General features: G+C 60.9%; 21 protein-coding genes. 16 read left to right on the plus strand and 5 right to left on the minus strand.

Annotation, left to right across the window (positions count from 1 at the left end; translation table 11 throughout):
• Positions 1 to 49: 49 nt before the first annotated feature.
• The 8 genes from H6851_09055 (at position 50) to iolE (ending at position 7437) form a co-directional block, all read left to right on the plus strand.
• Complete coding sequence (locus tag H6851_09055; GenBank protein MCB9943751.1) at positions 50 to 748, plus strand: hypothetical protein; 699 nt, start codon at positions 50 to 52, stop codon at positions 746 to 748.
• Entirely contained in the window at positions 745 to 1221 is a 477-nt protein-coding gene (locus tag H6851_09060; GenBank protein ID MCB9943752.1) for a hypothetical protein, read from the plus strand. Before H6851_09055 ends, H6851_09060 begins: the two co-directional genes overlap by 4 nt.
• Positions 1218 to 1694, plus strand: a complete 477-nt coding sequence (locus H6851_09065) for a hypothetical protein (GenBank protein MCB9943753.1) — start codon at positions 1218 to 1220, stop codon at positions 1692 to 1694. Before H6851_09060 ends, H6851_09065 begins: the two co-directional genes overlap by 4 nt.
• 51 nt (positions 1695 to 1745) lie before the next feature.
• The gene (uvrC, locus tag H6851_09070; GenBank protein ID MCB9943754.1) at positions 1746 to 3629 is read left to right on the plus strand and encodes an excinuclease ABC subunit UvrC; all 1884 of its coding nucleotides are present in this window, start codon (positions 1746 to 1748) and stop codon (positions 3627 to 3629) included.
• 21 nt (positions 3630 to 3650) lie between these two features.
• Positions 3651 to 3902, plus strand: coding sequence for a molybdopterin converting factor subunit 1 (gene moaD / locus H6851_09075; protein ID MCB9943755.1), 252 nt, complete (start codon positions 3651 to 3653; stop codon positions 3900 to 3902).
• A gap of 1 nt (position 3903) precedes the next feature.
• On the plus strand, positions 3904 to 4353 hold the full coding sequence (locus tag H6851_09080; GenBank protein ID MCB9943756.1) for a molybdenum cofactor biosynthesis protein MoaE: 450 nt from the start codon (positions 3904 to 3906) through the stop codon (positions 4351 to 4353).
• A 110-nt stretch (positions 4354 to 4463) separates the two neighbouring features.
• On the plus strand, positions 4464 to 6311 hold the full coding sequence (gene iolD, locus H6851_09085) for a 3D-(3,5/4)-trihydroxycyclohexane-1,2-dione acylhydrolase (decyclizing) (GenBank protein MCB9943757.1): 1848 nt from the start codon (positions 4464 to 4466) through the stop codon (positions 6309 to 6311).
• Positions 6312 to 6537: 226 nt separating this feature from the next.
• Complete coding sequence (iolE, locus tag H6851_09090; protein ID MCB9943758.1) at positions 6538 to 7437, plus strand: myo-inosose-2 dehydratase; 900 nt, start codon at positions 6538 to 6540, stop codon at positions 7435 to 7437.
• A 146-nt stretch (positions 7438 to 7583) separates the two neighbouring features.
• Here the strand turns inward: iolE and H6851_09095 are convergent, their stop codons facing one another.
• Entirely contained in the window at positions 7584 to 7829 is a 246-nt protein-coding gene (locus H6851_09095) for a hypothetical protein (protein MCB9943759.1), read from the minus strand.
• 140 nt (positions 7830 to 7969) lie between these two features.
• On the opposite strand from H6851_09095, the gene lpxB reads away from it, so the two are divergent.
• From lpxB to H6851_09115, 4 genes are all read left to right on the plus strand, one after another.
• A complete protein-coding gene (gene lpxB / locus H6851_09100; GenBank protein MCB9943760.1) occupies positions 7970 to 9112 on the plus strand; it encodes a lipid-A-disaccharide synthase in 1143 nt (380 codons plus the stop codon).
• Positions 9113 to 9310: 198 nt separating this feature from the next.
• Positions 9311 to 10924 (plus strand): NTP transferase domain-containing protein, encoded by a 1614-nt coding sequence (locus H6851_09105; GenBank protein MCB9943761.1) that lies wholly within the window; start codon positions 9311 to 9313, stop codon positions 10922 to 10924.
• Entirely contained in the window at positions 10924 to 12135 is a 1212-nt protein-coding gene (locus H6851_09110; protein MCB9943762.1) for an aminotransferase class V-fold PLP-dependent enzyme, read from the plus strand. The genes H6851_09105 and H6851_09110 overlap by 1 nt, the downstream gene beginning before the upstream one ends.
• Complete coding sequence (locus tag H6851_09115) at positions 12132 to 12560, plus strand: iron-sulfur cluster assembly scaffold protein (GenBank protein MCB9943763.1); 429 nt, start codon at positions 12132 to 12134, stop codon at positions 12558 to 12560. Before H6851_09110 ends, H6851_09115 begins: the two co-directional genes overlap by 4 nt.
• A gap of 37 nt (positions 12561 to 12597) precedes the next feature.
• On the opposite strand, the gene H6851_09120 is transcribed toward H6851_09115, so the two are convergent.
• Entirely contained in the window at positions 12598 to 13464 is an 867-nt protein-coding gene (locus tag H6851_09120) for an OmpA family protein (GenBank protein MCB9943764.1), read from the minus strand.
• A gap of 3 nt (positions 13465 to 13467) precedes the next feature.
• Positions 13468 to 14790, minus strand: a complete 1323-nt coding sequence (locus H6851_09125) for a hypothetical protein (GenBank protein MCB9943765.1) — start codon at positions 14788 to 14790, stop codon at positions 13468 to 13470.
• Between the two features lie 329 nt (positions 14791 to 15119).
• Here H6851_09125 and H6851_09130 point away from each other — a divergent pair, with 329 nt between their 5' ends.
• Positions 15120 to 17276, plus strand: a complete 2157-nt coding sequence (locus tag H6851_09130; protein MCB9943766.1) for an EAL domain-containing protein — start codon at positions 15120 to 15122, stop codon at positions 17274 to 17276.
• A gap of 77 nt (positions 17277 to 17353) precedes the next feature.
• Positions 17354 to 20002: a response regulator gene (locus H6851_09135; protein MCB9943767.1), complete on the plus strand. Its 2649-nt coding sequence runs from the start codon at positions 17354 to 17356 to the stop codon at positions 20000 to 20002.
• A gap of 176 nt (positions 20003 to 20178) precedes the next feature.
• Here H6851_09135 and H6851_09140 read toward each other — a convergent pair whose 3' ends face one another.
• Positions 20179 to 21144 carry an enoyl-CoA hydratase/isomerase family protein gene (locus H6851_09140; protein ID MCB9943768.1) on the minus strand — a complete coding sequence of 322 codons (966 nt, stop codon included), beginning with the start codon at positions 21142 to 21144 and terminating at the stop codon, positions 20179 to 20181.
• Positions 21145 to 21436: 292 nt separating this feature from the next.
• On the opposite strand from H6851_09140, the gene tnpA reads away from it, so the two are divergent.
• Positions 21437 to 21868 carry an IS200/IS605 family transposase gene (gene tnpA / locus H6851_09145; GenBank protein ID MCB9943769.1) on the plus strand — a complete coding sequence of 144 codons (432 nt, stop codon included), beginning with the start codon at positions 21437 to 21439 and terminating at the stop codon, positions 21866 to 21868.
• A gap of 511 nt (positions 21869 to 22379) precedes the next feature.
• Here tnpA and H6851_09150 read toward each other — a convergent pair.
• On the minus strand, positions 22380 to 23978 hold the full coding sequence (locus H6851_09150) for a sigma 54-interacting transcriptional regulator (GenBank protein ID MCB9943770.1): 1599 nt from the start codon (positions 23976 to 23978) through the stop codon (positions 22380 to 22382).
• A 253-nt stretch (positions 23979 to 24231) separates the two neighbouring features.
• Between H6851_09150 and H6851_09155 the strand changes: the two genes are divergently transcribed.
• Positions 24232 to 25779: a VWA domain-containing protein gene (locus tag H6851_09155; GenBank protein ID MCB9943771.1), complete on the plus strand. Its 1548-nt coding sequence runs from the start codon at positions 24232 to 24234 to the stop codon at positions 25777 to 25779.
• Positions 25780 to 25966 lie beyond the last annotated feature (187 nt).

A 25966-nucleotide genomic window follows, 5' to 3' on the forward strand; every position in this document is an offset into this window, starting at 1 on the left:
CTAGCATCAGACTTGACTGAAAATTCAACTAATGATTGAATAAACCGCAATGAATTTTGCGTGTGATGTCATGCACCCCAAGGTCAAGACCTTCCCTTTGATCGATCCGGATGGGTCGCTGGCGTGGCTCGGAAGTTCCTGCGCGTTCATCCTGGCCGCGAACTGGTGGTTGCAGGGGGTGCGCGGGATGGATCGCAAGGAGTGGCTGTTCCGCTTTTCGCTCGAAGCGCTGGCGGCCGTCATCCTGGCGGGCGGAATGCTTCACGATGGTGCCTCGCCATTCACCGCGTGGCTCGTGGGCCTCATTGTCGCCCACAACCTGAATTTCTCGTTCAACGGCCAGTTCTGGGTCTGCGCCCGGTACTGCCGCTTCTATCGACGGCCACCTGCGGTCGTGGCCGCCTGGCGGGATCGCTGCTTTGCCGAAATCGCGGCATTGCCGTGGCTCGACGAGGCGGTATGCATCGGCTCGCAGGCCCGTGGCGGCAATATGCCAACACCGCGCTCGGACATCGACCTTCGAGTGTTTTTCGCCGGAGGATTCGTGAACTGGCTCCGGGTCAACGGACTGCTCCTGCGCCTGCGCGCCACAGCCTTTGTCGGCGGTATTCCGCTCGATCTCTATGCCTATGAACGTCCGGACGCCCTTGGTCGCTTCGATTTGTGCGAACCGGTCGCCATCATCGTCGACCGCCGAGGCCGACTTGCCGGCCTGCTCGGCAGGCGCGGATACAGGGCTTTTCCATGATGCTTCTCACCGAGCATCGCCGGACCTGTTTCGCCTGTTCACCGGGCGGTCATCGCGCGGAACTCTTGCGGGCGGTTGACGGTATCGAGTTCACCGATCGTTTTGACGCGACCTTCAGGAGCGATCACGATGACAACAGTGGCACCGCGCCGGCACCAGCCCGCATCTGGTACCTGTGCCACCCGCGCCGCTCACCCTTGCGTCTGCTTCTCAACATTCTGCAGACACTCGTCATGATCTGCCGCGAGCGGCCGCATCTCATCATTTCGACAGGTGCCGATGTTGCCCTGGCAACGGTGGTTTTCGGCAGACTGTTCGGCGCGAAGGTGATCTTCATCGAGAGTGCGGGCAGTTTCGGTCCGACATTGTCCGGTCGGCTGGCCTATCCCTTCGCCCATCTGTTCATCATTCCATGGCCCGAGCAACGGATTGCCTATCCGCGGGCGGTGATTGCCCGGGGATTGCTCTTTTGATCGTTGTGGCCGTCGGCACATTCATCCACGGGTATGACGAACTGGTGCAGGCTGCCGATCACGCGGCTGCCGCGCTGGCCCTCGATGCTTTCGCCCAGATCGGTCATTCGAGTGTCCTTCCCCGGCACATGCAATGGGAACGTTTCCTGCCGCGCATGGCGCTGCTCGAACGGTTGCACGGTTGCGAGTTGTTGATCGCCCATGCAGGTGTCGGACTGGTCCGCGATGCCGTCGAGGCGCGATGCCGGCTGCTGCTGGTACCGCGCAGGGGACCGAACACGCCTGGCCATCCGATCAACGATCAACGACCGTTCGCGCGCAAGCTCGCCTGCCATCTGCCTGTCACCGTCTGCGAGCAGCCGGCCGATCTTGTCGATTGGGTAAAAGTTGCCCTGTCGAGACCGGCACCAGATGTCGAACTGCCTGCATTCGAAGCTCCGCGAATCATCGCCGACTATCTGATGAAGACCTGAAGGGCAGGCATTCCACTTGACCGGTTCCATCGTGCATCGCACATAGCAGCCATGGTCGAGCAAGCTGCCTATCGCACCGACCAGGCGGAGGAGCTTGGTGGTGCGACACTGATCCGTAACTATCTTCGCACCCTGCCGAGCGGGCCCGGTGTCTACCGGATGTTCGACGGCAAGGGGCAGTTGCTCTATGTCGGCAAGGCCAAGTCCCTGAAAAAGCGCGTGGCCTCCTACACCAAGCCGCAGGCGCTCACGGTCAGGTTGCAGCGCATGGTCGCGCTGACCCGGTCGATGGAGTTCGTCACCACCACGAGCGAGGTCGAGGCTCTGCTGCTGGAATCCAACCTGATCAAGCGGCACCGTCCATCCTTCAATATTGTCCTGCGCGACGACAAGAGTTTCCCCTATATCGCCCTGCGGCTCGACCATGATTTCCCGATGATTTCCAAGCATCGTGGCGCCAAGCGCGACAGGACCGAATATTTCGGTCCGTTTGCGTCGGCGACCGCCGTCAATGATACCCTGAACGCGCTCTTGCGGGCCTTTCCGCTCCGCAACTGTTCGGATGCGATCTTTTCCAGTCGGACACGGCCCTGTCTGCAATATCAGATCAAGCGCTGTTCCGCGCCGTGCGTGGATCGGATCTCGCAGGACGATTACGGTGAACTGGTCAAGGAGGTCCGCGGTTTTCTCAAGGGGAGCACGCGCGAGGTCCAGGAACGGTTGCAGGCGGACATGCACGCGGCAGCGGAAAATCTCGACTTCGAGAAGGCCGCCATGTTGCGCGATCGGCTGCGGGGGATCGCCCATGTTGCCAGTCGTCAGGGGATCAATACCACTTCGGTGGAAGACGCCGACATCATCGCCCTGCACAGCGAGGGAGGAGAAGCCTGCGTGCAGGTTTTCTTCTATCGGGGAGGGCGCAATTACGGCAATCGCGCGTATTTTCCTGCCCATACCCGCGATTCCGACGATGCCGACATCCTTTCGGCCTTCGCGGCGCAATTCTATGCGGAACGGACAGCGCCGCGCGAGGTCCTGCTCGGATCAGCCGTCAGCGATCAGGAACTGCTCGCCGAAGCGCTGTCCAGCCGTGGCGGGCATCGTGTCCACCTGCACATTCCCCAGCGTGGGGAAAAGAAGCAATTGGTCGACATCGCCCGTCACAACGCCCAGCAGGCGCTGGCGCGGCGCATGGCCGAGCAGGCGTCTCAGGCAGCGGTGCTGGCCCAGCTGGCGGAACGCTTCGATCTGGCCGGACCGCCCGGACGTATCGAGGTTTACGATAACAGCCACATCCAGGGCCGCCACGCGGTCGGAGCTTTCATCGTCGCCGGCCGTGATGGCTTTGACCGCAAGTCCTATCGTACATTCACCATCAAGGATGCCGATGTCGAACCAGGTGACGATTACGGCATGATGCGCGAGGTGCTGCGCCGCCGTTTCAGCCGGCTGCTCCGCGACGACCCGGACCGCGAGCATGGGACATGGCCCGATCTGGTGCTGATCGACGGCGGGGCCGGGCAGCTGTCCTCGGTGGAAGGCGTGATGAACGAACTCGGTATCGTGGACCAGGCCATCATCGGCGTGGCCAAGGGCCCCAATCGCGATGCCGGCGAGGAACGCTTCTTCATGAAGGGGCATGAGCCACGCAGTCTCAACGCACGTGATCCGGTGCTCTACTATTTGCAAAGGTTGCGCGATGAGGCGCATCGTTTCGTCATCAACACCCACCGCGGCAAGCGCGGCAAGGCCATGGCCGTGTCGGCTCTGGACCAGATCGCCGGCATCGGCGGCAAGCGCAAGAAGGCGCTGCTGAGCCATTTCGGCTCGGTACGCGAGATCCAGGGTGCATCGCTGCACGATCTCGAACAGGTGCCGGGCATCAACAAGGCTGTCGCTCGTGCCATTCATGATCATTTCCACGAACAGGGCTGATCAAGAAAGGGGGGATTTCTCATGAAGATTCGTTATTTCGCCTGGCTGCGGCAGCGCACCGGTTGTTCGCAGGAGGAAGTCGAGCTGCCGCAGGATGTGGCGACGGTGGCCGATCTTATGGCCTGGGTCGGCGAGCGCCACCCGCGCTTCTCCGAGGCCTGCGAGGCGAAGGGGGTGGTGCGCTGTGCGCTCAATCAGGAATATGTCGAGCGCGACGCACCGGTGTCGGATGGTGACGAAATCGCCTTCTTCCCGCCCGTGACCGGAGGCTGAAATGACCGTGCGCGTGCAGGAGGCGCCGTTCGACGCCGGGGTCGAGATCAACGGTTTCTGCGCCGGTGATCATGGCATTGGCGGGGTCGCAACCTTCATCGGTCTTGTCCGCGACATGCATGGTGAATCGGCTGTGCATGCGATAACGCTCGAACACTATCCGGGCATGACGGAGCGGCAGCTTGAATCGATCGAGACCGAAGCCCGCGAGCGCTGGCCACTCAGCCGCAGTCTCATCATCCATCGCCATGGCCGCATGTTGCCGGGCGAACCCATCGTGCTGGTGGCGACGGCTTCGGCCCATCGCGCTGCCGCACTCGACGCCTGCGCCTTCCTCATCGACTGGCTGAAGACGAAGGCGCCATTCTGGAAGCTGGAGGAGGGGCCCGACGGCGAACGCTGGGTCGATGCCCGGGAGAGCGACGAAGAGGCGGCTGCCCGCTGGTCCTAGATTGTTTGTTCAATAAATCGATAGAAGTGGAACAAATATTCCGGAATTCGGGTTCACGCTCCTGTTGCTTGGCGCTATATAAGGAGCAATTGCGGGAGAGGGAGGAACGCATGAGCACCGTACGTTTGACGATGGCCCAGGCCTTGGTGAAATTCCTGATGGCCCAGCGCACCATTATCGATGGTCGGGAAGAGCCGCTGTTCCCGGGAGTTTTCGCCATCTTCGGCCATGGCAACGTCACCTGCCTCTCCGAGGCGCTGGAAGCCGTCAAGGAGGATTTCCCCACCTGGCGCGGCCAGAACGAGCAATCCATGGCGCTGGCCGCCATCGGCTTCGCCAAGGCCAAGAAGCGCCGCCAGGTCATGGTGGCCACCAGTTCGATCGGACCCGGTGCGCTCAACATGGTGACCGCTGCCGGCGTTGCCCATTCTAACCGGCTACCCGTCCTGATCATCTCCGGTGATACCTTTGCCAGCCGCTTCCCCGACCCGGTGCTCCAGCAGGTCGAGCATTTCGGCGATCCGACGATCACCGTCAACGACGCGTTCAAGGCCGTGACCCGCTACTGGGACCGGATCGTCCGTCCCGAGCAGATCCTGCAAAGCCTGCCGCAGGCCGTGGCAACCCTGCTTGACCCCGCCGATTGCGGACCTGTCTTCCTCGGATTGGCGCAGGACACGCAGGGCGAGGCGTTCGACTACCCGACACGCTTCTTCGAAAGGGTCGTTCACAAGGCACCGCGCCCGCGGCCCGATCTCGATCAGGTGCAGGCGGCCGTCGAAAGGCTCAAGACCGCGAAGAAGCCGTTGATCGTCGCCGGTGGCGGTGTCCGCTACAGCGAGGCCGAGACCGAGGTGGCAGCCTTCGCGAAAAGGCATCGCATTCCGGTTGTCGAAACGATCGCTGGTCGCACCGTTCTTCTCCATGACGATCCCGTGAATTGCGGCCCCATCGGGGGCCTGGGCTCGTCCAGTGCCAACAGGCTGGCCGCCGAAGCGGATGTCGTCGTCGCCATCGGTAGCCGCTTGCAGGATTTCACCACCGGATCATGGTCACTTTTCGCGCCGGATTCGCAGTTCATCGGCGTCAATGCCGCCCGTTTCGATGCGCTCAAGCACAAGTCGCTGCCGGTCGTCGGCGATGCGAGGACCTGTGTCGCCGACCTCGATGCGGGTCTGGGCGACTGGCAGGCGCCACAGGCGTGGATGGATCACGGCAAGGCGCTTTATGGCGAATGGAATGCCTTCGTCGATGATCGTATCCGCCTCACCAATGCCGAGGTTGGCAGCTATGCGCAGGTGGTCGGCTCGGTGAACCGACTCAGTGGAGACCACGACCTGGCGCTCACGGCGGCTGGTGGGTTGCCTGGCGAACTGTGCATGAACTGGCGGGCGCGGGCGAGCAGCACGTTCGACTGCGAGTTCGGCTTTTCCTGCATGGGCTACGAGGTTGCCGGTGGCTGGGGGGCGAAGATGGCCGACCCGAACCGCGAGGTTGTCGTCATGGTCGGAGATGGCAGCTACATGATGATGAATTCCGATATCTACAGTTCGGTACTGACCGGTCACAAACTCATCGTCGTGGTCTGTGACAACGGTGGGTTTGCGGTCATCGACCGGTTGCAGCGGGCCAAGGGAACGCCCAGCTTCAACAACCTGCTGGCCGATTGCAAGGCCGACGGTGGGGTCGTTCCGATCGATTTTGCCAAGCATGCAGAAGCGATGGGGGCGGTCGGTATCAGCGTCAAATCGCTCGGCGAGTTCGAGGGTGCCTTCAAGGAGGCGCAGGCTGCCGACCGGACCGCTGTCATTCATGTCAGGGTGCAGGCGCGCGACTGGACCGAAGGTAACGGATCGTGGTGGGAATGCGGCACGCCCGAAATCAGCCAGCGACAGAGCGTGCAGGACGCCTACAAGGAGTATCTCGAAGGCAAGTCGCGTCAGCGCCTGGGTGTCTGAAGTACCTTCCGTTCAGCCAAGAATCGCCATGGCACATCCGTTCGGGCGTGCCGTGGAGATATTCCCCGGGTGGGTGGAATCGCGGGCTTCGATTCCTTCGGCCCTTTGCGTGACCAGGGCTTTTGCCTGGGGGAACTGCGAGAGAGCGCTTTGGCCGTGACATTTTTTTCGTTCTACTCGCGAAGGAAAGGTTCTAGACCGTCGCTCGAAGGTGGGGAGAACGATCATGTCCATCAAGCTGGGCATTGCGCCAATCGGCTGGTCCAACGATGATCTTCCGGAACTCGGCGCGGACAACACTCTTGAGAAATGTCTGAGCGAGGCGAAGAAAGCCGGCTATAGCGGCGTGGAGAAGGGCGGCAAGTTCCCGATGAATGCCGCCGAGCTGGGGCCTGTGCTTGACGGTCACGGTCTCCTGCTGGCCTCGGGCTGGTTTTCCGGCGGACTGCTGGACCTGACCATTGACGAGGAGAAGAAGCGCATCCAGCCCCAGCTGGAGCTTTATCAGGAACTGGGCGTTCCGGTGATGGTCTATGCCGAGACGACGGGCACCGTGCAGAACCGCATCGAGATTCCCGTTTCCCGGCGCCCCAGGCTCAAGGCCGATCACGTCCGCCGCTATGGCGAGAAGCTGACGGATTTTGCCGAATGGCTCGAAGCCGAGCAGTGCCCGATGACCTACCATCACCACATGGGTACGGTGATCGAGACCGAGGAAGAAATCGATCTTCTCATGGAGAACAGTGACGATGCTGTCGGGTTGTTGCTCGACACGGGTCATCTGACCTTCGCCGGTGGCGACGTGTCGGCCACGACCCGCCGCTGGGGGCATCGTATCAATCACGTTCACGTCAAGGATATCCGTGCCGATGTGCTGGAGAAGCTCAGGGCGGAGGATTGGAGCTTCCTGAAGGGTGTTCTCGAAGGTGTGTTCACCGTTCCCGGCGATGGTTCGATCGACTTCCGTTCCTTCATGAAGGATCTCGATGCGATCGGTTATTCGGGCTGGGTGATCGTCGAGGCCGAGCAGGACCCAGCCAAGGCCAACCCGTTGGAGATGGCGGAAATCGGCATGGCCGAACTGCGTGCTGCTGCTGCCGCCGCCGGGATCGAGATCGCGGGCTGAGTTCGATCCGGGGCGCGTCGGAACATTGCCTCAAATTCCACGGACCATCACCGTTTGAAGGAGGCCGGGACCGCATCGATGAAATGACAGTACCGTGTCAGGCGTCGGCGTCGCGTGGCAGCCGGGAGAATTTCGTCATTGCACTGCTAGCCTTCGGCCAGAACCTTTATGCAGTTGGAGCCCATCAGCATTTTAAGAATTTCGCCCGATATGCCGTGAGCCCGCGCACGAGAGATCGGTACCAGCAGGTACTGGTCATGTGCGCTCTCGTCGCCGACAGCCAGACGCTCTGCCCGGTAGTCTCCGGCTGGAAGACTGACTGCCATTCCGTTGACATCGGCGATGACGCTCCGGGTAATTCTCACAAGCGAGTGGGATTCAAGAGGGGGCATTCATTTCATCCTGTTGTTTTTATCCAGCAACTTACAATAGAATATCACACCAAAAAAGAATCGCCTAATCAGATATACAGGCGGTGGCGCGCCAATCTGGCTGCTTTGTTGAAATTCGATAAATTGCAAATGTTTACGCGATGAGCGAGGTGATCCGTCTAGCGCTGGTTGCCGGTGAGGCGTCCGGTGACTACCTGGGCGGCGAATTCGCCCGATCGGTGATCGAGCAGGCGCCAATGGGAGTCGAGATTCGCGGCGTGGCCGGGCCGGAGATGATCGCCGCTGGTGTCGATCCGATCTTCACCATTGACGAACTCGGCGTCATGGGCTTCGGCGACGTCATCATGGCGCTGCCTCGTCTCATCGGTTGTTTCAATCGTCTTGCGGCTGTTCTCGAAGTGTGGCGGCCGCATGCGTTGGTGACGATCGACAATCAGGAATTTTCCCTTCGTTTGCATGAGCGACTGGCTGGCACGGAGTGTCGTCACATCCACTATGTCGCGCCGCAAGCCTGGGCATGGCGGCCGTGGCGGGCCCGGCGGCTGGCTCGGTCGGTGGACCGGCTGCTGACGCTGTTTCCCTTCGAACCGGCGTTTTTCGAGCCCCATGGCCTTGCCTGTGACCATGTCGGCCATCCGGCCGTCGACCGCGCCTGTGCCATGATCCCGGTCCTGCGCGGACCTGCGGAGCCGTCGCCGGAGCGGCTGTGCCTGATGCCCGGCAGCCGGACTGCCGAAATCCGCCGTCATCTTCCGCTGATGCTCGAAGCCGCTCGCTCCTTGAGACGGAAGGTGGTGGCGCTGGAGGTTGTCCTTCCCGTCGTGCCGACGATGCGCAACGTTGTCTCATCGCTGCTTTCGGGAAGCGATCTGGATTGCAGAATTCTCGATAGCGATGACAGACGTTGGGAAATCTTCGCGAATTCGCGTGTTGCCGTGGCCTGTCTGGGGACGGCAACGCTTGAATTGGCGTTAAGTGGTTGTCCAATGGTGGCGATCTATCGCACTGATGCGCTTTCTGCGATGATTGCCAGGCACCTTGTCCGCACTCCATATCTGTCCCTTCCAAATATCCTTCTCGATATGCCGATTGTTCCTGAAATGGTGCAGGACGGGCTGGATTGTGAAACCCTGCAGCGTACACTCGATTTACTGTGGTTCGATGATCACGCACGTGGTCGACAGATCGGGAATTTCGCAAGATTGCGCTCAATCATGCAACCGCCCCACGGGCAGACAGCCGCGCGGACCGCTGCCCATGCGGTACTGAAGGAGATCGTCTGAAGCCTGCGCCAGAGCACGTGCCGATTACCAAACCCGGCGCCCAGGAACAGCGATCTTCTTGGTCAAATCCATGCACATGGGCCAACCGGGATCACGGAACAGGAAATATGCCGTTCAGGCCATGGCCTCAGGTATTCTGGTCAATGGTCCGATCATGGCCTACATGAATTCATGTGGGGCTGGCCATGGGGACGAGAGATGCGTTTTGGAATGATTTCGGTCGATGATGCGGCGGATGCCATTCTGGCGCATAGCCGGAAGCTCGAAGGCAGGCGCTTGGGCAAGGGCAAGCGACTTGTTCAGAGTGATATTGAAGCGCTCCGCGCTGCCGGGGTTTCCGAGATCATGGCCGTCGTCCTGGAACCGGGTGACATCCACGAGGACGAGGCCGCCACCCGCCTGACCCGGGCATTGCGCATATCAGGGATCGAGGCTCGTCCTGCGTTCGCGGGGCGGGTCAATCTCTTTGCCGTTCGGGCCGGAGTGCTGCAGGTCGATCCGTCGGTCATCGATGCCATCAATGCCGTGGATGAAAGTCTCACTTTGGCAACGATCGATAATTGGTCCGTTGTCGAACCCGGGCAGATGGTGGCAACGGTCAAGGTCATCCCCTTTTCAACAAGTACGCAGGTGCTGGAACAGGCGGTCGCGGCCGCAGGTGGTGGCAGCCGTGGTTCCGTCCTCGAAGTTCATGCCTTCCGAGGACTCGATGTAACACTGGTGCAGACCGTCCTGCCGGAGCTGGCCGACAAGGTGCTCGACAAGACGCGCCGGACCACGCAGGAGCGCATCGAGGCAACCGGCGGTCGCTTGATTGACGAACGGCGCTGCGCACATGAGATCGATGCGCTGGCCGCGACCATCGCTGAAACATCAGGGGACCTGCTGGTGATTGCCGGTGCCTCCGCGATCACGGATCGCCGGGACGTCCTCCCGGCCGGGATCGAGGCGGCCGGTGGCCGGGTATGCCATTTTGGCATGCCGGTCGATCCGGGCAATCTGCTGTTGTTGGCCGAGATTGGCGACAGGCCCGTACTGGGATTGCCGGGGTGCGCGCGTTCGCCGAAACTCAACGGCTTCGATTGGGTACTTCGCCGCGTGGCCGCCGGTATTGCCGTCACGTCGCACGATGTCATGGGCATGGGAGTAGGCGGTCTGCTCACCGAGATACCTACGCGGCCGCAGCCGCGCGCGGCCAGAGTACCGCCGAAATCGACCCGTCTGGCAGCAATCGTTCTGGCAGCCGGCCAGTCGCGGCGCATGGGGTCGCGCAACAAGCTCCTGATTGAGGTCGATGGTGTGCCGATGCTGCGTCATGCCGTCGACGCAGCTATTGGTGCAAGGTTCGATCCCGTGATCGTGGTGACGGGGCATGATCAGGTACTGATCGAGCATCTGCTGACGGCGCTGCCGGTGACGATCGTGCACAATCCGGACTATGCAGCCGGGCTGAGCACATCGCTCAAGGCAGGATTGGCAGCGCTACCGGCCAATATCGACGGTGTACTTGTGGCTTTGGGGGATATGCCGCGGGTGAACGCGACGCTCGTCCAGCGGCTGGCGGCGGCGTTCGATCCGGTGGAGGGGCGCTCGATCATCGTGCCGACCTTCAATGGCAAACGCGGCAATCCCGTGTTGTGGGCAGGTGACATGATTCCTGCCATGCAGGGTGTGGAAGGCGATGCCGGTGCGAAGCACCTGATCGGCCAGTTCGAAGAGGCGGTACACGAGGTGGAGATGAATGACGCCGCGGTGCTGCTTGATATCGACACACCACAGGCTCTTGCAGCCCTTGCCGGAGAGACGTCTTGATGCTTGCGCCCGGACGTGCCGTGCGCACGCATTTTCCCATCTTCTCGAATGTGGAAGAACCGTTCCACTATCTGGACAACGGAGCCACCGGCCAGATCGTCGATGAGGCCGCTGATGCGCTCTTGTACTTCGAGACAGGCGCGCGAGCCAATGTCAAGCGGGGGGTCTATCCGCTTGCGGATGCCGCGACCAACGCCTTCGATGCTGCCCGAGACACGATGGCGCGCTACCTTGGTGCCGGTGCAGCCGACGAGGTGGTCTTCACCAGTGGTACGACGATGGCCATCAACATCGTTGCCCATGCGCTCGCCGAAGGGCTTGCGCCCGGTGACGAGATCCTGGTGAGCGGATTGGAACACCACAGCAATATCGTTCCCTGGCAACTCGTTGCCGGCCGGAGTGGGGCCGTGTTGTGCGTCATTCCGGTAACCGGGGAAGGGCGACTCGACCTCGATGCGCTGGACGTTCTCGTCAGTGAACGTACCCGCGTTGTCAGTGTTACTCATGTATCGAATGTTACGGGTGCGATAACGGATCTGACCCGTATCCGTGCGGCGGCACCGCATGCGACGATGGTCGTGGATGGCGCGCAGAGGGCACCGCACGGGTCGCTCGATGTCCAGTCGATCGGCTGTGATTTCTATGCGCTCTCGTCGCACAAGATGTTCGGGCCTACCGGTGCCGGAGTGCTTTGGGGGCGTGAGGCGTTGCTCGAACGACTGCCGCCGTTCCTCGGCGGTGGCGAGATGATCCGGCATGTGTCATTCGACGGGACCAGTTTTGCAGCCCCCCCTCATCGTTTCGAGGCTGGAACGCCGGCGATCGGACCCGTGCTCGGCATGGCTGCGGCCGCCCGGTGGATGATGCAGCAGGACTGGCAGGCCTGGGCCCTGCATGAAAAGCTGTTGACTGAACGCCTGCTGCGCGGGCTTGAAACGATCGACTGCATACGTGTCGTCGGGCCCGTTGGCCTGCAGGAACGGCTGGGCATCGTTGCCTTCGAGGTTGACGGCGTGCATGCCCATGACGTCTGTCAGGTACTTGGCAGCCGTGGCGTTTGTCTGCGCGGCGGCCATCATTGCGCACAACCGCTGATGGACGTCCTTGATCTTGCTGCCACGGCCAGGGCCAGTCTGGCGCCTTACAATGATAGCGATGACGTCGATGCCCTGCTTGAGGGACTGTCCGAGGTCATCAGGAGGCTTCGATGAGCGACGATCTCTATCAGGAAGCGTTGGTGGCGCTGGCGAAAAGCGGAGCCGGGGCCGGACGTCTCGATTCGCCCGACGGAACGGCCACGGCCGACAATCCGCTGTGCGGTGATCGGGTGTCGGTCGATGTGAAGCTTGACGGTGACCGCATTGATTCTCTGGCGCACAAGACCCGAGGCTGCCTGTTGACTCGTGCTGCCGCATCGCTGGTGGCAGAAGCGACTGGGCAGGTGACAGTGGAAGCCGCAAGCCGCTGGCATGCTGCCGCGGCCGCCTGGTTGCGTGGCGAGGGGGAACTTCCCGCGGGGCTCGAACACCTGGAGGCGATGGCCCCCGTGCGTGCGGTGAAAAGCCGGCATGACTGTGTGCTCATTGCCTTTGAGGCCCTGCACGACGCACTTGCGGCAGCGGCAGCGCGTGACTGAACGGTCATCGGCATAGTCACATCCATGGGCAAGGTTCCTACTTCAGGATATTCTCGATACGGCGATTCAGCTCCTGCAATTCCTCGGGCGTCGGAGCCGAGACAATGAAGCGCAGGTCGATGCGGCGATTGCGTTCATGTGCGATATCGCTGTCACCGGCGGCAACCGGTCGACGGGCTTCATAGCCGGCCACGCCGAGCAAGGCTTCATCTCGCTGGTTGCGCAGGCTGTCGAGCCCGTTTTCGATTGCGATGAGAGCCTTGAATGTGTTGACACCGCGAGCCGCCGACAAGCTCCAGTTGTCTTCGTAAGGGGCACGATTGAGCGGTACACTGTCCGTATGCCCTTCGACGAGCACGGTCTCCAGAATGGGCTGAATGTCACCGCCGCAGGCCTCTCTCATGATGTCGGCAGCCAGGGCATAGCAGGGGAGCCGCCTTCGCAGGACATGTGCCAGGACGGTCAGGGCTTCGGTGCCGCGCTCCGTGAGGCGTGCCGAGCCCGACGGGAACAGAAGGTCGACAGGGAGGCGGAGGATACCCAAGGCGGGATCAACGGCCACGTCAATGTTCCGTGCGGCCAGGTCGCCCTGAAGTTCGCGAAGCAGGTTGGCGCGCAGGGCGTCCTTGTCGACCAGACGGGTGGTCAAAGAGCGCAGCATGTCGCGCTGGTCGATCAACTGGTCGCGTTCCTGTTCGAGCCGGTCATGGTCGCGGGCGATGCGGTCGCGTTCCTGCCGGAGTTCGTTGAGCGTATGCTGCGCCGTCTGTTCGGCTTGGCGATAGTTGAGACCGAAGGCCATGAGGATGATGATGAACAGGAAGACAAGGCCGAGCATCAGATCGGTGAACGAGATGAAGCTGCTTTCTTCGGCTGCTTCGTGGTCCGGCACCGGACCTCTCATCGTTCAGCGTTCCTCGTCGAGGGTTGCGGTTGCCTCGCGCAGGGCCTTGCGGGTGGCGCGCAACTCGCCATCGAGTGTCCCCAGGGCTCTACGTAGTGCTCCACTGCCGGTTGCCTCATGTTCGAGCAGGGCATTGAGCGAGTTCCGCGAGTCGCGGATGCGGTCGTGGGTCTGCTGTAGCAGGTCGATCATCTCGCCATGCCGCCTGCGCATCGAGCGACTGCCCTGCAGGCGATCGATGCCATCGCCGAGCAATTCCGCAATCCAGGCGAGACGGTGATCAAGCAACCGGCGCAGCTCCTTCGAGCGTGAATCGGGCGGCAGCGGATCGGCTACGGACGAAGGAGTATGGGCCGTCGATACCGGTTCGACTTGGTGTTGTTCCTGATTCGGTGAATTTCCGGCAGCAGGGATCGGAGACGATCCGGCCGAGGGACCAGGCAAGGCAGCAAGGTCCGGCAGCGTCTGCGACCATGTCTCCAGATTTCCGGCCGCCTGCCGGACCGCCTGACGCAGGCGCTCGATCGGCTGATCGAGTTGTTCGGCGAGTCGTTCCTCGACGGTCTGGGGCACCCGGATGAAAACCGATTGGCTCAACCGTCGGATCTGCTGGTTGGCCTGTCTCATTTCAGCCAGTTGCGCGGCGAGCAGACTTTCGGTGGTCACGGGCCGCATGCGTGCTTCGAGCAGGGCGCACAGGCGCTGCATACGCCGTTGCAATTGGTAGAGTCCTGCCTTCTCGCGCCAGGAGAAGACCAGGGAGGCGCCGAGGCCGGTGATCGAGGTGGCAAACTTGAATGTTGCGGCCTCAAGAAGATCTCCCAGGGCGGATTGGGCCTCGGCGACATTCCGTGCTGCCACGCCGGCACTGGCAAAATGCAGGGCCGCCACAAGTCCCAGGAAGCTGAACAGCAGGCCGGCGCTGACCAGAAAGTTGGGGATCGAGCCATAGAAGCGCAGATTGATGCCTGCGGCGGCGATCAGTCCTTCGTTGAATGCTTCCTTGGGACGCCGGGTATATCCGATGGCCTCCTCGTTGCCCGACGCGGAGTTCAGTGTGGCGGCATAGCTGCGCCAGGTCTCGCCTATCACCGGGTTTTCGGCGAGTTTCTGGAAGATGACGGGAAAGCGGTTCTTGAAAGCCGTCTGGCCGTCAACCTCGCTGATCGTGCCGATCGCGCCGTCGAGGGCATGACTGAGTGCCGCTGCCCTGCGGCTGAAGCTCATCCACAGGAGCAGGGCCGCGATCACGATTGTGGCCGACAGCAGCCATGGCATCCATTCGGCAGCCGCGAATGTGAAGATCGTGTTCATGAGCCCAGACAAACGCGACTCCGTCCTTGCTGTCCGCGACCGGTGAATGTTCTGTCGGTGTCCGCGATCCTAGTTGTAAAATATAAATTGGGCATCCCATTAAGCCACCAAATGGTTGATTTTTCGATAACAACTCTTCGATTGCAGGACGTGAGGTTGAAAAGATCTGGTTGGTTTCACCCGGAGCTTGTATGTTGCCAACATCCTGCCTATCATGCCCTTTGCAGCATCACACATGCAAAAATTATGGATTGTTGTTCATCGAGACCGGATATTCACGGAGCGAGGGACACGGGCCCATTCGTGAAGACGTTTGGCACGAGCGGCCAACGTGAGGTTTCATGGCTAAAATAGTTGTCATCGATGATCGAGTCACCAACCGCAATATTCTCACGCGGTTGGCACTTTCGGTCGAGGAAGGTCTCCAGGTTCAGTCATTCTCCAGTCCGGTAGATGCGCTGAGCAGGCTGCATGGCCAGAACATTCCCGACCTGATCATCACCGACTATAACATGCCTGAGATGGATGGTGCGGCGTTCATTGCGACGTTGCGAGAAAATCCCGACTTTGCGGATATCCCCATTGTCGTCGTGACAGTCTATGAGGACCGCGAGTTCTGTTACCGTGCCCTGGAGGCCGGTGCCACCGACTTCCTGCTGAGTCCGGTCGATCACCTTGAATTTCGCGCCCGTGCGCGCAACCTTCTCACCATCCGGCGGCAGCAGAAGCTGCTGGCGGAACGCGCGGTCGATCTCGAACGGGCCCTGCGCGATCGCAATTTCGGTGTCACCGACACGCAAAACAGCGTTCAGTCGATGTTTGACGCCTTGCCGATGGCACTTGACATCGTGGACCGGCACGGTCGGCTGGTGGCGGTCAACTCGGCTCACGAGAAGCTGTTCGAAATCAGCCGTGATGCAGCCGTCGGGCGCCATATCTCCAGGATCTACGGCGAAAGCCATGCGACCCGCCATTCGGTTCACAATGAAAAGGTGTTCGAAAGTGGCCGTGCCCTCGCGGCACCTGTTCGCGATATTGTCGATAATGGCGATAGCCACCGTGACCTGATTGCGGTCAAGGGGCCGTTCATTCACGGTAATGGTCATGAGGAAGGTGTGATGACACTTTCCGTGGATGTCACCGATCTGGTTGCGGAGACTTTCGTCAACAAGACATCGCCGAGTGTCGATCTCCTGACTCAATTGCCGAGCTTCGAATCGTTCAACGATCGTGCGGAAATGGAGCTGGCGCGGGCGCGCCGCCAGCATGAGATGCTCGCCATCCTGATCATCGACATCGATCGTTTCAAGGGCATCAATGATGCCTTTGGCCGCGATTTTGCAGACGAATTGCTCCGGTCGGTGGCCGGCCGTCTGTCCAAGCGGCTGCGCGAGACCGACTATCTGGCGAGGCTGCGCAGCGACGAGTTCGTCGTCATGCAGATGGGGCTCAAGCGGCCGGATGATGCGGCTGAACTGGCGCGCAGGCTGAGCGAGGCTTTTGCCGAACCATTTTTGATCGACCACCACGAGGTTCACATCAGCGCGTCGACGGGTATCACGCTGTTCCCGGCAGACGGTCGCAACATCGAGACGTTACTGAAGAACGCGGATCTGGCGGTCTATCGTGCCAAGGCATCCGGCCGGGATGGTTACCGCTTCTTTGCGGCCGAGATGAATATCGCCGCAAGGCGTGCTGTCACGCTGGAACGGGAGCTGCGGCAGGCAATCGCCGGTGAACAGTTTCTTGTCTACTATCAGCCTCAGGTGGAGCTTACGACTGGCAGGATCATCGGTATGGAGGCGCTGGTCCGCTGGAATCACCCGCATCGGGGAATTGTACGCCCCGGAGAGTTCATCGGCCTTGCCGAGGACATCGGCATCATCGCTCCCCTGACCGCATGGGTCTTGCGTACGGCCTGTGCCCAGCACCGGGTATGGCGTGACAAGGGCATGCTGGGCATGCAGCTTTCGGTGAACCTGTCGCCCGTGCAGTTCCGCGAGCGGGGCGTAGAACTGATGGTGGAGCGGATACTCAAGGATACGCAACTGGATGCGTCATCGCTCGATATCGAGCTTACCGAGAACGCGGTCATCGAGAACAGCCAGACGGCTTCGGCCAGTCTGCGCTATCTCAACCAACTGGGCGTCAGCCTGTCGATCGACGACTTTGGCACGGGCTACTCCTCGTTGGCCTATGTCAAGCGGTTGCCGGTACAGCGGCTGAAGATCGATCAGAGTTTCGTCCAGAACATCGACCAGTCCACCAATGACGAGGTTATCGTCCGCGCGATCATCAATCTCGGCCACAGTCTCGGACTACGGGTCATTGCCGAGGGGGTCGAGACGGCAGCGCAGCTCGAGAGCCTGAAGGAACTGGGCTGTGATGAGGTGCAGGGCGATTACATGTCACCGCCGGTCGATGCCGTGACATTCGAGCGACAGATGTGCCGAGATGGAGACATTCTCACTCTCGCGAAACCCGAACGCGCCATCTAACGAAATTGTCGCACCTTATCCTGAAGGTTTAACGGTGAGGGTGATAATCGCGGGTTGATGGCGGAAATGGACTGGACTTGGCGAGACGCCCCGAACTGACGCCTGCACTTGATCACACCATATCCGGGACGGTGATGGCCAGGCTCGGTCAGTTGATGAAATTCGCAAGCAGGCGCCTGCGCGGTCGCGAGGACAGCGAGCACGAGCAGGCGATCATTCGCATCGTCATGATCGTCGGGATGTTCGTCTACATGATATTGTTCCCGCACGATGATGAGAGTGCGGTTGAAATCATCCGCTGGTCGACGATCGTGTTCCTGACCGGGATCATGGTGGCGGCAGGCATTCTGGTGCATATCATCCTCTATCCTGCCAAAAATGTGCTCCGCCGCCTGTTCGGGATGCTGGTTGATCTGATGGGGACCACGGCAGCCATGATCATTGGCGGCAAGGCCGGAATGATCTTCTATACGGTCATGCTGTGGTTCATTTTCGGTCACGGTTTCCGCTTCGGTATTCCCTATCTCTTTGCGGCCGCGTTTTCATCGGTCATCCTTTTTTCGGTCGTCACCATTGTCAGTCCGGAATGGCAGATTCATCCGGCCCTCAACATTGTTCTCGTGCTGGCCCTCATCATTCTTCCGACCTATGTCTCATTCCTGCTTGCCAAGCTGCAGTCCGCCATTGAACGGGCCGAAGAGGCCAACATGGCCAAGAGCCGCTTCCTCGCGACCATGAGTCACGAATTCCGAACGCCGCTCAACGTTGTCATCGGCCTGTCGGATCTTCTGCGCACGACACAACTTGACAGCGACCAGAGAGACATGACGGCGACCATTCGCAGTGCCGCCGACAGTTTGCTCGTCCTGGTCAACGATGTGCTGGATCTGGCCAAGGCCGAAGCGCATCAGCTCGAGATCGAACGGGTTTCCTTCCGCCTCGATCAGCGGCTGGCCAAGCTGCGCGGGATGCTGATGCAGCAGGCCCGGACAAGGAGTATCTATCTGCGGTTGCGGGTCGATCCCGAATTGCCGCTCGGTGTCATGGGCAGCGAACGCTCGCTGCATCAGGTACTCACCAATCTCGTTGCCAATGCCATCAAGTTTACCGACGAGGGGGGGGTGGTCATTGATGTTCGCCGGATCGCTGGTGGCGACGACGACACGTTCAAGGTGCGGTTCGACGTCCATGACAGCGGCATCGGCATTTCGCTGGTGGAACAGGATCTCATCTTCGAGAGGTTCAGCCAGAGTGAATCGACCCGGCGATTGCAGCGTGGCGGCACCGGCCTCGGCCTCAGCATCGCACGCGAACTGGTCGAGCTCATGGGCGGACATATCGGCGTCGTCTCAAGTCCCGGACGCGGTTCGAGCTTCTGGTTCGAGTTGCCACTCGAACCGGCCGAGGTTCCAGCGATGCTCGCACCTCAATTGCCGAGGACGGCGACGCTTCTCGTCCTTGGCGATGAGCATGCGGCACCGCCGGCACTGCGCTCGCTTTCCGGACATGTGCGATCGATCATCTATCACGACACCATCGAAGGTGTGCGCAGGAGCCTTGGCAGCAGGGTACTGCCGTGCGTCGTGATCGCGCTCGGTGCGGATGCGGTGCTGCATGTCGAGCGACTGGTGGACGAGATTGAACTGATGGGTCTGTCGGAAACGGTCGACGTGATCTCCCTGTCGCATCCCCGCGCCCATCGGGTGAACCAGACGCTGGCTGATCTGGACATCGATTGTCCGGCAGATCTACTGGAAAAATGCCTTAGTCATGCCTTGGCTGCGGGGATGGTCGATGCCCAGGCCTCGGAGCTGGTCGATGATGCGCAGTTCACGGGGCGGGCCGCCGCGGTGCTGCTGGTCGAGGATAATGTCACCAATCAGAAAGTCCTGGGCAGGATTCTCGAACATGCGGGGCATCACGTGACTATTGCCGGTTCGGGGGATGATGCGCTTGCCCTCTACGAAACCGGCCGTTTCGATATCATTCTCATGGATCTCAACATGCCGGGACTGAACGGTTTCGACACGATCAAGCTGCTTCGCTTTTCCGATTCTGTCGAAAGCCTGCCGCCCGTGGTGGCACTCACTGCCGATGCCACATCCGAAACCCGTTCGCGGGCGATGGAACTGGGGTTCAGCGAATATGTCACCAAGCCCGTCGACAGCCCGACCCTGATGGCCGTCATCGATCGTTTGGCGGGTGACAAGGCACGGTTGCGGGACTGGACGGCGATTCAGCCCGCGTCCGAATCAAGCGGGGGTGCTGTCGTCGAACCGTCGGAACCGTTGCCTTCCGGCAACTCTTTGCAGGTGATACCACAGCTGCCCGTTACGGAAGGCGCAACTCTCGATGGGGCGAAGATCCGGAGCCTTATTGCACTTGACGCTGGCGACGGCTTTTTCGCGCAGGTGGTTGACGATTATCTTGCCGATGCTGCCTCGTTGATCGAGGAACTGGAGATGGATGCCGACGAAGGCCGGGCTTCAGATTTCCGCGATCACGCCCATGCGCTCAAAAGCAGTTCGGCTCATCTGGGAGCAACGGTCCTGTTCGAGCGTTGCCTGGGCTGGCGCGATCTTGACGATCATGCGTTGCTCATGAGGGCGAAGGCTGAATTGTCCGGTCTGCGACGGGATTTTACCCGGGTCCGCGAGGACCTGATCCGGCACAAGCATCTGCAGCAGGCAGCGTCGCCCATGGCCAGGCAGACCCGTTTTTCCTGAAGGGAAAGTATCGCCAGTGACGAGGCCGGTGGTGAGGGGTGCCAGCCATCCCTGCAGTGCCGGTCCGGGGCAGGGGCCGGAACCAGGCACCATCGCTTCACTGTGTTGCTGCGGTCCCGTCATGCGAGGGTTGCCTGGATGGCGAAAGGGGGAGATGATCATTGTCTCTCATGCCTTCAGGCGACGGTGGCCCGCTTCTTTTGCTGATGCCGGGCAAGGCAGTCCATGCGGCGCAGGTCGTCGGTGCTCAGTTGCAGCGCCAGTTCGACCCACATGTCGACGATGTCCTTGAGCTCCTGATAGCTCACGGGATCGACGCGCTTCATTGCCTTCTTGAGCGTGCGGGCGGTATGGAAGCGTGCGCCGTTTTCCTCGATGTAGCGCGCCAGCGCCTGTTCGGACTCACCCGTTTCGCAGACGATATCGACCAGTCCGAGTTCCTTCATTTCCTCGGCCGAGCGGGTCTTGCCGTCTTCGATCAGCATGCGGGCGGTAACCTTGCCGACCTTGCGGGCGAGGAATGCGTGCGCGCCCATGCCAGGGAACAGGTTGAAGAGAATTTCCGGCAGACCGAACTTGGCGTGCCGTTCGGCGATGACGATGTCGCTTGTCAGCATCGCCTCGAAGCCGCCACCGATGGCGTCGCCATTGATCAGGGCAACGGTCATCACCGGCAGCCCGAGATTCGTGTAGTTCTCGTAGAGGACGTCGATCGAGCGATAGGCATAGTCACGCAGGCCGGCTTCATCCTGTTCGCGGATCAGCGAGGTGAATGTGGAGAGGTCTCCACCGAGGCTCCACGCTCCCTTGGACTGCGATGACCAGACGAGATAGCGGAAGGGGATGTCTTCGGCACTGGCACCGGCATACGCTTCCTTGAGCATGTGGAGCAGGTCCTGGCCATCATGCATGAGCTCGGGCGTGAAGCAGGCGCGGTCGCGGTGCTTCATGTGGGCCCAGAGGACGCCGCTGGCGGATTCGAGCCGGGTTTCGAGGTTCGGCATGTCGATATCGAGGCTGCGGGGCCTGCTGCGCAGCGGGAAGACCGGCGCGCTGGCCCGGCGCAACTCCGAGGGAAGGGGGAGATTGTCGTTGTCCACGCGGCCGAGCAGGTGAACCAGCTCCAGAGTCGAAACAGCCATGATACCCTCCTGAATTTTTTGCCGGGGATGGGCCCCGGACGGCGACTACAATCACTAGTGTATTAATCAAAACTTTCACGGCAACATTTATCGTTTCGTATTTCTTCAAGTTTACTTTAGAATTCATGGCGTCTTTGCATTGAATTTTCTGACGATTTCCAAAAAATTTTAGCTAAACTAAAATAGGAGATCCCCCGGCTATGCCGGGGCGGCAGCCCGAGTTTGACGTTTCCGGCAGTCCATCGCCGGGTTTCTTTCGTTTGCCACCACGCATACGGAAGGAACGTCAGCGATGGACACGTATCAGAGCCTAAGTCACAGCGTTTGGGACTGCAAATATCATGTCGTCTTTATCCCGAAATGCCGACGCAAGACGCTGTATACAGGCCTGCGCCCACATCTCGGCGCGGTTTTTCGACAGCTAGCCAAACAAAAGGAGAGCAAGGTCATAGAAGGTCATCTGCTACCGGATCACGTCCACATGATGCTCGCCATTCCCCCCAAATATGCTGTCTCCAATGTCGTCGGCTTCATCAAAGGGAAGAGCGCCATTCACTTAGCCCGTGTTTATGGCGAACGCCGACGCAATTTCGTTGGCCAACATTTCTGGGCAAGAGGATATTTTGTCAGCACGGTCGGGCGAGACGAAACGGTCATCCGCGACTACATTCGCAATCAGGAGAAGGAAGATCGCCGGCTCGATCAACTCGCGCTGTTACCCTGAACATGCCGCCTTCAGGCGGCGAACAGATTGCGGCCGCGCAGCGCCGCAAACCGCCGCTTTGAGCGGCTCTCAACCAAAGCCCCCGGCTCTGCCGGGGGATATTTACTCACATGGAGAACCCCACGAAAATAGGATCATGATAGCATCCCGATCGGCCAACAGTGCCTCCTGGTCCATCGTGCATGACAAATTTCTGCTCTTTTTCACGATGTTGCCCGTAAGGTTCTTGCACGGATGGACCTCCTCCCGAGGATTGAAGGATGCGGGATGACTTGTTAAGTAATTCTGCTGTCTATTCATGTTTGATTTGCAAATGAATGGGCATAATAAATGTAGTGGTGATTTTATCTCAATGTAGATTGCCGCCGACCGGCGGCAACGTGTCATTCGAGGCTTTGCCGGCATGGCAAAAGAATGAGTGATGGCTGTGGATATCGATGTGTCATCTCGCGAGATGCATCCTCGGCGTTCATGTGGATGGACAAGGTGCAGCCGATTTGCGGAACAGCCCTCAGTGCGTGTCTGCGGCGGTGATCCGGTCGAAGGTCAGTTCGAAGCGGGCCAGATATTTGCGCAGCCGGTCGGCGTCATTGGGGGTCGAGCGGCGGGTGCGGGATACGGCGAACAGCTGGCGGCCGGCTTCCGAGAGTGAGCGGCTGTTGCGGCAGGTGGCGACGACATGGGCGAGCTGGACCCGGTCGAAGGGATCCAGGCCGGAGATGGCCTTTTCATCCAGAACCGTTTCGAGGCCATCTCCGGCCGAACGACCGGCGGACCACAGATGCCGCATCCGGGTGATTTCCGTCTCGACATGTTCGACCCCGATCCGGCCCTGCGGCGCGAATGTCGCCATGCGGGTCACGCTGGCGGCGAGATCGCGAAAGTTTCCGGACCAGACGGCAGGCGGCGAGACAGCGAAAGCGAGATAGCGCTCGCGGGCTTCCCTGTTGAAGGTGATCCTTTGTCCCTCGCGCTCGGCGTGGCGTTCGAGTTCATAGTCGAGATTCGGCTCGATATCCTCGCGACGCCCGACAAGGCCCGGCAGGGTGAAGGTCCAGAGATTGAGCCGCGCGAACAGATCCTCACGAAACCGGCGTTCGGCGACGGCTCTCGCCAGATCGAGATTGGTACCGGCAATCAACTGGAAGTCGCTCGACACCTCCTGATCGGAGCCCACCGGCATGAACCGTTTTTCCTCGATGGCCCTGAGCATCACGGCCTGCTCGTCCAGCCCCAGCTCGCCGATCTCGTCGAGAAACAGCAGACCGCCATCGGCGCGGCGCAGCAGGCCCGGACGATCACTGACAGCACCGGTGAATGCTCCCTTCGTGTGGCCGAACAGCGCCGACATCGCCGCATCACCACGCAGGGTCGCGCAATTCACTTCGACGAAAGGGCCGGCGAGCTGGCGCCGCAGGCGCTTGAGCTCATAGATCCGGCTGGCCAGCTGGCTCTTGCCGGCGCCTGTCGGGCCCATCAGGAGGACAGGCAGACGGCTACGCACCGCGACCTGCTCGATTTCATCGATCATCCGGTTGAATCCGGTGTTGCGGGTGGCGATGCCGGATTTGAGAAAGCTCGTGTCCTGTTCGCGCGACACGGCGAAACGGGTGGCGATACTGTCATAGCGTGACAGGTCGAGATCGATGCTCGTCCAGCCGCCGGCCGCATCGGACTTGCCGCGCGTGGGCCGGGTCTGCAGCAACCGTCCCGGCAGATAGTTGGCCTCGGTCAGAAGGAACAGGCAGATCTGCGCCACATGGGTGCCGGTCGAGATATGGATCAGATAGTCCTCGGTTTCGGGATCGAAGACTGACGCACGGGAGAAATCCAGAAGCTTGCCATAGACCTCCTCGAAATCCCAGGGATCGTCGAGTTCGATCAGCCGGGGTTCGACCGTGGTTTCCGGCGAGACAGACCGGATGTCGTTCGTCACCTGATCGGCGAGACGCTGGTGCAGCGAGCCGTGCAGGAGCACGAAGCGGTCGACCCGCAAATCCTCCTGCATGCAGATGCTGACCGATGGCCGCCACCTCATCCAGCGGCCCGGACCGGAGCTGGAGGCGTCCAGCGTCGATCCGAGAAATCCGATAACGATCGTAGGCTTCATGCGCCGATTATATAAATTTCTAGATATTATTCTATATTTTTTACTCCATCTCATTCGCACCGATTCTGTTTCAAGAAAAATTAATTCATTTTTTGCAATGGTTTGAAAAGATTTTCGGCGCATGGTCGGACATCTGGCACGCTCGCTGCAATGAACAGGGCGTCAGGACATCGCCTGACTGCAGTGTGGAAGGGGCAGCCGGAATGGGCCGGCTGCCCCGGGAAGCGCAAGGATGGTTCGAGGGTTTTCGATCATGGCCAACAAGACGCTCTTCGCTTCGCCGTCGGCCCCGGCCCTGCCGCGTGCTGACAGCGTCAATCGCGCCGGTGGCGTGGCCTATGACCATGACGCCGAGGCCCGGCTCGCCCAGATCGCGGCGACCGGTTCGCTCGCCGACAATTTCTACACCGGTGCCAGCGCCCAGCTGGGCGATGTGCTCGATGCCGCCCGCGCCTGCACGCCGCACTTCGTGGCACAGGCAGCGATCCATGCGCGCAGGTCGGGAGCGATGAAGGACATGCCGGCATTGCTGGCGGCCTGGCTGACGATCGCGGGACCCGAACTGGCCGTTCCGGTCTTCGAGCGGGTGGTCGACAATGGCCGGATGCTCAGGAGCTATGTGCAGATCCTGCGCTCGGGTCAGGTCGGACGCAAATCGCTCGGCACGCGCCCCAAGCGTTTGGTGAAGGAGTGGCTGGAGCATGCCTCCATGCGCGATCTGATGCAGACCGCCACCGGCAGGGATCCGAGCCTCGCCGATATCGTCCGCATGGTGCACCCCGCACCGAAGACGGCCGAACGCCGCGCCTTTTATGGCTGGCTGATCGGCAAGCCCTACGATGTGGCGGCATTGCCTGCGGAAATCACTGCCTTCGAGGCCTGGAAACGGGATCGCGAGGGAGATCTGCCGCCGGTACCGTTCGAGTGGCTGACGACCTTCCCGCTTTCGCCCTCGCAATGGGCCGAACTGGGCTCGCGCATGGGCTGGCAGGCGCTGCGGATGAACCTGAACACGCTCGCCCGGCACGGTGCGTTCACGGTTGCGGGTTGCACCGAACGGGTTGCCGAAAGGCTTGGCGATGTCACGGTCATGGAGAAGGTCAGGGTCATGCCCTACCAGCTCATGATCGCCCTGAGCCGGGCCGGTGACGCGGTGCCGTTGAAGGTGCAGGCAGCGCTCGAGACGGCACTCGAGGCGTCGCTCGCGCGGATCCCCGCCCTGCCCGGCAGGATCGTGGTCTGCCCGGACGTTTCCGGTTCCATGCACTGGCCGGTCACGGGCCATCGCAAGGGTGCGAGCTCGAGCGGGCGCTGCGTGGATGTGGCGGCCCTCGTCTCTGCAGCCATGTTGCGGACCAATCGCCGGACACGGGTGCTGCCGTTCGAGAACGACGTCGTCGATGTCGAACTCGATCCCAACGCCCGGATCGCCGTCAATACGGCGGCACTGGCGGCGGTCTGCGGTGGCGGGACGAATGTTTCCGCTCCCCTGCGACGGCTCAACGACGAGGCTGCGCGTGTCGATCTCGTGGTGATCGTCTCGGACAACCAGTCCTGGATCGATCCCGCCCGCTACGGTGCCACGGCGACGATGGCCGAGTGGTCCGGACTCAAGGCCCGCAATCCGGGTGCGAAGCTGGTCTGCATCGACATCCAGTCCTATGGCACCACTCAGGCGCGGAACGGGCCGGAGGTCATGAATGTCGGTGGTTTCACCGACGCGGTATTCGACGCGATGGCACGCTTTGTCAGCGGCGAGACGCGCGATTGGGTCGAAATCGTCAAGGAAGTGGAGGTATAGGAAACAAGGTCACGGCGAATGCCGGAAGGACTACATTCGTAATCCGGAGGTCGCAGGTTCGAATCCTGCCCGTTCTTCTGGACGGTAGCTCAACCCAGGTGAAGAGCGTCGGCGCCGCAAGGCGGTTGTCTTTCCAACACTCGTCGCCGTGACCGCAAATACAGATTCGAAGGCCGTGGCGAATGCC

It is taken from the genome of Geminicoccaceae bacterium, assembly GCA_020638465.1.
Taxonomy (GTDB): domain Bacteria; phylum Pseudomonadota; class Alphaproteobacteria; order Geminicoccales; family Geminicoccaceae; genus JAGREO01.